6 protein-coding genes are annotated in these 6,586 nt (G+C 46.6%); 4 read left to right on the top strand and 2 right to left on the bottom strand.

All coding sequences use genetic code 11. The annotated features are described in order from the left end of the window. Nucleotides 1–94: 94 nt before the first annotated feature. Both AC3WTF_RS18635 and AC3WTF_RS18630 read right to left on the bottom strand, forming a co-directional pair. Entirely contained in the window at nt 95–565 is a 471-nt protein-coding gene (locus AC3WTF_RS18635) for a TspO/MBR family protein (RefSeq protein ID WP_020956249.1), read from the bottom strand. A 149-nt stretch (nt 566–714) separates the two neighbouring features. Next, complete coding sequence (locus AC3WTF_RS18630; RefSeq protein WP_007408850.1) at nt 715–1,434, bottom strand: TraR/DksA C4-type zinc finger protein; 720 nt, start codon at nt 1,432–1,434, stop codon at nt 715–717. A 282-nt stretch (nt 1,435–1,716) separates the two neighbouring features. On the opposite strand from AC3WTF_RS18630, the gene AC3WTF_RS18625 reads away from it, so the two are divergent. The 4 genes from AC3WTF_RS18625 to menB are packed head-to-tail and all read left to right on the top strand — an operon-like array spanning nt 1,717 to nt 6,554. Then, nucleotides 1,717–3,132 (top strand): isochorismate synthase, encoded by a 1,416-nt coding sequence (locus AC3WTF_RS18625; protein WP_033574247.1) that lies wholly within the window; start codon nt 1,717–1,719, stop codon nt 3,130–3,132. Next, the gene (gene menD, locus AC3WTF_RS18620) at nt 3,129–4,865 is read left to right on the top strand and encodes a 2-succinyl-5-enolpyruvyl-6-hydroxy-3-cyclohexene-1-carboxylic-acid synthase (RefSeq protein WP_492314330.1); all 1,737 of its coding nucleotides are present in this window, start codon (nt 3,129–3,131) and stop codon (nt 4,863–4,865) included. The genes AC3WTF_RS18625 and menD overlap by 4 nt, the downstream gene beginning before the upstream one ends. Next, nucleotides 4,853–5,677 (top strand): 2-succinyl-6-hydroxy-2,4-cyclohexadiene-1-carboxylate synthase, encoded by an 825-nt coding sequence (menH, locus tag AC3WTF_RS18615; RefSeq protein ID WP_012118267.1) that lies wholly within the window; start codon nt 4,853–4,855, stop codon nt 5,675–5,677. The genes menD and menH overlap by 13 nt, the downstream gene beginning before the upstream one ends. A gap of 58 nt (nt 5,678–5,735) precedes the next feature. After that, complete coding sequence (gene menB, locus AC3WTF_RS18610) at nt 5,736–6,554, top strand: 1,4-dihydroxy-2-naphthoyl-CoA synthase (RefSeq protein WP_007408846.1); 819 nt, start codon at nt 5,736–5,738, stop codon at nt 6,552–6,554. The last annotated feature ends 32 nt before the right edge of the window (nt 6,555–6,586 follow it).

Raw genomic sequence — 6,586 nt, 5'->3', positions numbered from 1 at the left:
TAATTTCGGATAACAACGATCCGTTTTCAAACTTGAAGGTGTTTTTTGTTTGTCTCATATTATGGGGTCAGTCCCACTATGCAAGGTTTTTTTATTATGCGTTCATAGTGTAAATGGTAAAAGACAAGTATGTGGCAAAAGCGCTCCATAATAAATAAGGGACCAGAAGCCAGGCTGAAGCTTTACTGTATTTACCGGCAATGAGCAACAGAATGAGTGTTGTCACAGCCACAAGCAGGCAATCGATAGATGCAGCAAGCAAATTTTTCTGTGTGAATTGAAAATAGCTGAATCCTTGATTCACGATATAATTGATGAGAAGCATCACCCAAAAAGCTTTGGATTCTTTACATGAAAACTTTGCGTATATCAAGGCTGCTGAGAGCGAAATAAGCGCAAACAAAACCGCCCATATGATACCGATCACTGATCCGCTCGGCGTCCAGTCAGGTTTTTGCAGCGCGTCATACCATTCACGGTCGATGGGAAAGAGAACCCCCGCTAAAGAAAACAAGACATATGTAATGATAAATACAATAATCGCACCGATATACTTCTTTTTCATTTGTTCCCTCCGTCATTCAATGTCAATACGTTAGTTCCCTTTTTTGGAAATATTAAACCTTTTAAAAGGTTCATGCATCATTAAGTGTATCAGTGTAAAAATGCAGCAAACCATTTATTTGTATTCAAAAACCCCGGCAGGCCGGGGTTTTAATCAGCATGAAGATCGCCAAAGGTCGTCATAATTCCTTCTTCGTCCAGTTCCTGTTCATATTTTTCGTGTGCTTTGCTTGGATACACGGAAATGTTTTTTCCAGTAATATCTGTCGCGATAAAGTTTTCATAATCCTCAGCATAGCCGATGTTTTCTTCTGAGTTCATTGTCATATCCCCATAGCTGAGCGGAGGATCCTCTAAATCCTGAGGCGTTTCTGAGTTTCCGTATTCCTCAACATCCTGATAAGCATCTTCACTATCGTAAGTCGCCCGGATTGATTCATCATCATCAAATTCAAACTGTCCGAACGGTGTTTCCTCTTCAATCGGCCTGTCTTTGGAAACGGCATCCTGCGAGGAATATTCCGCCAATGTCGTAGCCGTCGGCAGAGCTTCGAGTCTGTCATAAGGAATGTCCTTGCCGCTGACTTCACATGTGCCGTATGTGCCGTTTTCAATTTGTTTCAGAGAGTAATCAATATCGCGAAGGTGCTCCCGTTCATGGTCGAGCAGAGCCAGGTCTTTTTCCCGCTCATATAATTCGGTCGCCTGATCGCCGGGATGATTGTCATAGGAAGACAATTCGCCGGATGACTGATACGGGAATTCATCAGCTAACTGAAATTGATCATTTTCTTTAAAGCGGCTTAAAATATCATGTCTGGCTTCTTCCAATTCTTTTTTTAAGTGTGTGATCTGTTCGTTTGTAAGCACATCAATCCCTCGTTTCTATGTGATGCTTACTGTTAGTATGAACGCTTTTGCGCAGAAAAATGGTGGATAAAAATAGTCATTTTCCCATGAGGAAGTAAAAGGATACAGTGATTGCCGAGAGTGGGGAAAGAAAATTCAAGTTTGTTTCTTTATTCATTTGCGCAAAAAGGTTTATAATAAGAAATGCAGGCATTTTGTCGTGCTCACATCTGTGTGTTTGACACAAAGTCATCTCAGGTGTATTGTATTAAAAGCATTTAACGGATTATGGAGGAATGTCTCATGGTGACAACGGTGCAGCATACGTTCCGAGAGGAAGCAGATCATGCATTACATAAAGCCAAACAAGTCAACCATGCTGTCTTATTGAGCTATTCAAGACGTATTGCGTCTTTAGACCCTCTATCATTTTTCAAAGACGGAGCAAAAAAATATAAAGGCAAACGATTTTTTTGGTCAGAACCCGGTAGTGAATTAACAATAGTCGGTCTTGGCACAGAAGCGCTGTTCCAATCGAATGAAAAAAATGGAAAGCGTTATCACGACGTTTTTGAACAATGGGAGCGCTTTAAAAAGACGGCTTTTCATATTCATGAAGAAGAAGAGGCGGCGCATACCGCGGTCGGCCCTGTCTTATTCGGAGGTTTTTCATTTAATCCCGCTGAAGAGAGAGGAGACGAATGGAACGGGTTCGAAGAAGGACTGTTCTTTATCCCCTCACTCATGCTGACAAAGACGGCAGATGGTGATTATTTAACCGTCAATCAATGGGCGGCAGACGGTAATCAGGCAGAAGATACGCTGAAACGTCTGAAATCTTTTTCGGAAGCTTTTTCAGTTTCTTCAATCGAGTATGAAGAATATCCTGTTTTAACAAAAGCGGAAGAACTTGATGTGGAAAACTGGCTTGAAGCCATTAAAACAGCAACAAATGATATGAAAGCAAATCAATATGATAAAGTCGTGCTGGCAAGGGAAGTCGTTTTGTCATATGATGGGCCTATTCCGGCGGAGAGCGTTGTCCGCAAGCTTTTGACGGACCAAACGACAAGCTATGTTTTTGCGATTGAGCAGGGAGATAAATGCTTTGTCGGCGCTTCACCGGAACGGCTGATCAAAAAATCCGGCAAAGACGTCATGTCTACCTGCCTGGCAGGTTCTATTAAGCGCGGAGAAAGTCAACAAGAAGATGACCGTCTCGGCAAAGAGCTGCTGCATGACGAAAAGAATCTTGCGGAACATGATTTTGTGGTTCAGATGATACACGATTCTTTCTTGTCGAGCTGCAGCGATGTGAAAAAGCCTGCAGGTCCGCAATTATATAAAACGAAAAGTGTTCAGCATCTATATACGCCGATCACAGGCCATCTTAAAACGTCCGCTTCCCTGTTTGATTTAATTGAAAAGCTGCATCCCACACCGGCATTGGGCGGAGCTCCCCAGCAGAAAGCTGTTGAAGTTATCGCTGATATTGAACCGATGACACGCGGATGGTACGCGGCCCCGATCGGCTGGATGGACGGCAGGGAAAACGGAGAATTTGTCGTGGCTATCCGATCAGGGCTGATTGAAGGCAAAAGTGCGCGGCTTTTCGCAGGCTGCGGCATTGTTGAAGATTCAGATCCGCAATCAGAATATGAAGAAACACAAATTAAACTAAAGCCGATGATCTCTGCTTTAGGAGGTGAAAGGCTTTGACAAACCCGATTACACATTATATCGGAAGCTTTATTGATGAATTCGCCCTATCGGGTGTCACCGACGCGGTTGTTTGCCCGGGATCGAGGTCAACTCCCTTGGCGGTTTTGGCGGCGGCCCACCCGGATATTCAAGTCCATATACAGATTGATGAACGATCCGCAGGTTTTTTCGCACTCGGTCTTGCAAAAGCCCGCCAGCGTCCGGTCATGCTGATTTGTACGTCAGGAACGGCGGCGGCTAACTTCTATCCGGCCGTGATTGAAGCTCATTATTCAAGAGTGCCTCTTATTGTCCTGACTGCTGACCGGCCTCATGAATTGAGGGAAGTGGGGGCGCCTCAGGCGATTAACCAGCATTTTCTGTTCGGTAACTTTGTTAAGTTTTTCACAGACTCGGCTCTGCCTGAAGAAAATCCTCAAATGCTGAGCTATATCAGAACATTGGCCGGCAGAGCCGTAAGTGAAGCCGGGAAGCGCCCGATGGGGCCAGTCCATATCAATGTGCCGCTCAGAGAGCCTTTGATGCCGGATTTATCAGCCGGACCTTTTGAAAGAATGAGAAAGGGGCGGCACGTCTCAGTCACAACAGGGATTCAGTCAGCTGCTCAAGATTCTCTCTGTCATATTACAGAGCGTCTTGCGGGGACCGAAAGAGGTATGATCGTCTGCGGCGAAATTCACGGTGAAGCAGAAAAGCAGCAAATCATCGCGCTTGCCGAGATGCTTCAGTTCCCGATTTTAGCTGACCCGCTTTCAAACCTCCGAAACGGGGAGCATGATAAGACGCTGATTATTGATGCTTATGACTCGTTTTTAAAAGATGAAGAAATAAAAGAGGCGCTGCGCCCGGACGCTGTGATCCGCTTCGGCCCGATGCCGGTTTCCAAACCGCTCTTTTTATGGCTCAGAGATGATCCTGCCATTGAGCAGTTTATCGTCGATGAAGACGGAGGATGGAGAGATCCCACCCAGGCCGGCGCGCATATGATTCATTGCCATCCGTCTGTGTTTTTGGAAGCGGTCCGTTCAGCTGAAACCGGAAAGCGGCCGTCCGGATGGCTTGAGAAATGGCAGTTTGTCAATGAGCGTTTCCGGAGTCATTTACAGGACGCGAGCATGGATGATTTATCATTTGAAGGAAATGTATATCGTCAGCTTCAGCACCTTGTCCCTGAAGGCAGTTCGATTTTTGTCGGCAACAGCATGCCGATTCGCGACGTGGATACGTTCTTTGAAAAACAAGATCGTTCCTTCCGTGTTTATGCCAACCGCGGCGCTAACGGAATTGACGGAGTTGTCTCCTCGGCTATGGGACTGTGTGAAGGTACAAAAGCTCCTGTCACGCTTGTCATTGGAGATTTATCGTTTTACCATGATTTAAACGGGCTGTTAGCGGCTAAAAAACTTGGAATTCCGCTTACGGTTATTTTAATAAACAATGATGGCGGCGGGATTTTCTCGTTTTTGCCGCAGGCATCTGTTAAGACTCATTTTGAAGAACTGTTCGGTACGCCGACGGGTCTTGATTTCCGGCATGCCGCCGCACTGTACGGCGGGACGTATACTTGCCCTGAGACATGGGAAGCATTTAAGGATGCGTATCAGCCGCAGGCGGACAAGCCCGGACTTCATATAATCGAGCTGAAAACAGATCGGACATCAAGAGTTAAATTCCATCGCGATCTGCTGCAGGCCGCAGTGCGGGAAGTGAAAAAAGAATGGAAACTGTAACAGTTAAAACGGCCGACGGCGTATGCTATCGTGCTGCTGATAGCGGACACGAATCATCTGAAGCTATCGTTTGTCTGCATGGATTTACGGGCAGCAAAGAATCATGGATGTTTTTACGCGGCATGTTTCCCGGCGAACGAATGGTGATGATTGACTGCCTGGGTCACGGGGAGACAGACGCGCCTGTGCAAGCGGCAAGGTACAGTGCGAGCCGGCAGGTTGCGGACCTTGCCGCCGTTTTTGATCAATTAAAACTTCACAAAGTGAAACTTATTGGTTATTCTATGGGGGGAAGACTTGCTTATTCCTTTGCACAGGCATTTCCGCATCGGGTGTCAGCGCTTGTTTTGGAAAGTACAACCCCGGGCCTCAGCACGCTTCAGGAACGCAAAAAGCGGATTCAGTCAGACCGGAAGCTTGCTGACTTTATATTGCGGGAAGGTATAACATCTTTTGTCGATTATTGGGAGGGCATTCCGTTGTTTGCCACGCAGCTTTCTCTGCCGGACAGCGTAAAGGCGTCCATCCGTGCCGGCAGGCTGAAAAATAATCCGTCCGGACTAGCAGGCAGCCTGCTCGGAATGGGGACGGGCTCACAGCCTTCCTGGTGGGAGGCATTACACCGCATCAAGGCGCCCGTCCTGCTCATATGCGGTGAATGGGATGAAAAGTTTTGCGCTATTAATCAAAAGGTGCATAACCTGCTCCCATCAAGTAAAATAGAGGTTGTCAAACAGGCGGGGCACACGGTACATGTGGAACAGCCGCGAATTTTTGGTAAGATAGTAAGTGAGTTTTTATACGGCTTGTAAAGCATAAAGAAAATAGCTTTTCGGCCGGACTCAGGCAAAAATGAAGGAGGTCATATCAATGGCTGCAGAATGGAAAAGTGAACGTCAGTACGATGAAATCCTGTACGAGACGTATAACGGTATTGCAAAAATAACAATTAACCGCCCGGAGGTACATAACGCATTTACTCCTAAGACGGTATCAGAAATGATTGACGCGTTTGCTCGTGCGCGTGATGACTCCAATATTGGTGTCATCGTTCTTGCGGGAGCGGGAGATAAAGCATTCTGTTCAGGCGGAGACCAAAAAGTCCGCGGTCACGGCGGATATGTCGGAGACGATCAGATCCCGCGTCTGAATGTGCTTGATCTTCAGCGTTTGATCCGTGTTATTCCTAAACCGGTCGTAGCAATGGTATCAGGCTATGCCATCGGCGGAGGCCATGTGCTTCATATCGTCTGTGATTTAACGATTGCGGCCGATAACGCGATTTTCGGCCAAACCGGACCGAAAGTGGGAAGCTTTGATGCCGGTTACGGCTCAGGTTACCTGGCGCGTATCGTCGGACATAAGAAAGCCCGTGAAATCTGGTACCTGTGCCGTCAATACAACGCGCAGGAAGCGCTCGACATGGGGCTTGTCAATACGGTTGTCCCATTAGAGAAACTTGAAGAGGAAACAATTAAATGGTGTGAAGAAATGCTTGAGAAAAGCCCTACAGCCCTTCGTTTCCTTAAAGCGGCATTTAACGCAGATACAGACGGCCTCGCCGGAATTCAGCAATTTGCAGGAGATGCAACGCTTCTTTATTACACGACTGACGAAGCGAAAGAAGGCCGCGATTCCTTTAAAGAGAAACGCAGTCCCGATTTCGGTCAATTCCCTCGTTTTCCGTGATCAGATGACACTACGAAACAGCTTGAGCCGCT

The sequence above is a fragment of the Bacillus sp. EB106-06-01-XG163 genome (assembly GCF_058791615.1).
This window is presented reverse-complemented; position numbering and strand designations above follow the sequence as displayed.